Origin of the sequence: Streptomyces sp. NPDC050636 (genome assembly GCF_040654775.1) — a bacterium.
Lineage (GTDB): Bacteria > Actinomycetota > Actinomycetes > Streptomycetales > Streptomycetaceae > Streptomyces.
In genome coordinates this window covers 1-1,537 of the sequence record NZ_JBFAIP010000261.1, presented here as the reverse complement: position 1 = coordinate 1,537, position 1,537 = coordinate 1, and the positions used below count along the sequence as shown (strand labels likewise).

At 68.3% G+C, this 1,537-nt stretch carries 1 protein-coding gene; it reads right to left on the bottom strand.

Annotated features, from left to right (window positions below; genetic code table 11):
* Positions 1 to 550: 550 nt before the first annotated feature.
* The coding region (locus AB0I10_RS41130) for a replication-relaxation family protein (RefSeq protein ID WP_363157850.1) at positions 551 to 1,537 on the bottom strand (987 nt) is incomplete at its 5' end.

The following is a 1,537-nucleotide window of genomic DNA, read 5'->3' as shown; positions in this document are numbered from 1 at the left end:
GCGGCCTGTTCCTCGTCGGCACCCCACTGAGCAGCAACAACAATTCGAGGCGGAACAAGCTCACCCCCGAGCGGGACGCGCTGCGGGAGCTCGGCATGGACTGGGCGTGAAATGACCACCGGCAGGTCGTTGAACCGGCCGAACATCCGCAAGCAGAGAGACGCTCTGGGCAACGTCGACAGCCCGGAGCCTCATGCTATCAGCAGATTCTTTCGTTATGGGAGGAGTTGTCGGCTCCTGCCCCTAAGCTGATGTCGACGTACGCATCGGCGCAGCGGAGGACTGCATGGCACGGCAGTTGACAAGCGACCAGCGCCTGGCCTTGATCAGCAAGTGGAAGAGCCCGCTGGGGCCAGCGGAGCAAGATCGGCTAGAACGCGCGACGCGCCGGGCAAAGGTCGAAGCCGGGCGGGCCAAGGCGTCGGTCCGCGTAGCCATCTGGCCGTCTGCTTACCACCCGCCTCACCACGTCCCATTACCGCAGTTCACGGACCGGGGTAAGCATCGGGGTATCCGGCACTGTCCAGCGTCGCGCCTGGGCAGGCCACTACTAGCGGGGGTAGTGCTCGTCTCCGTTCACCAGGCGGCGGATCATGCGGCCGAGGCGGCCGGTGGGCTCGGCCAGTTGGATGCGGCAACTCGCGCAGTGCTGTCCGTCGGTCGGCGGCGCTTCCTCTTCCAGCGGGTCGTACTCGGCTGGGCTGCTCTCCAGCGGTCCGTCGCATCTCTGGCACACCGGGTCGGGCTCCTTAGCGGCCTCTGCGGCGGCCCCTTGGGCCGCCCAGCGCTCCTTCGCTTCCCTGAGCTCACGGTCCCGCTGCTCCTCTTCCTGCTTGAGCTGCTGCTGGCGGAGTTGGTCGCGTTGGCATTGGCGGCGCCTGTAGGCGCGCTCGTCGTCGGGGTTGTCGAGGGCGTCGGGGAGGGTCTGCCAGGTGGGGTGGCCGAAGCGGAACCAGACTGGGCCCAGGGGCCCGTGCTCGCGCAGCCGGTCAAGGGTGGTGACCAGGATCGGCACGGCGTCCGCGTAGACCGTATAGCCGTCCCGTTCGTCAGCGCCGTAGCTGATGGAGCGGTCCTGGTATTCGCCGGCCCAGTGGTCTTCGGTCAGACGCATGACGCGGTCGATGCGGTTGTTCATCGCGGTGGGCCCGACCTGCTTGGTGAACACGATCGCCAGCGGCGGATACCCCTTGCGTCCCAAGGGGCCGTACAGGGTCTCCCACATCGGGATCGGCTTCTCCGCCGGCCGGGCGTAGTGGTTCGGTGAGAGAGTGGGGGGCTTGACGGTGCGGCGGAGGAACTCGCGGTAGCGGTCGGTCTTGTGGGCCAGGACGACCGGGCTTTCGGTGCCGTTGTCGACCTCCACGAACATCACCGGCACCCCGGCCTCCGGCGCGGTGAGGACCGCGTCGGCACGGGGGCTGTTCTTGCCGGGGGTGGTGAGCGTGCCGGACACCGGGAGCACCACCTCGGTCGTCCAGGAGCCGATCTGCCCCAGCCCCTGCGGGCGCTCCTGCGTGGCCGACACGGCAGCGAC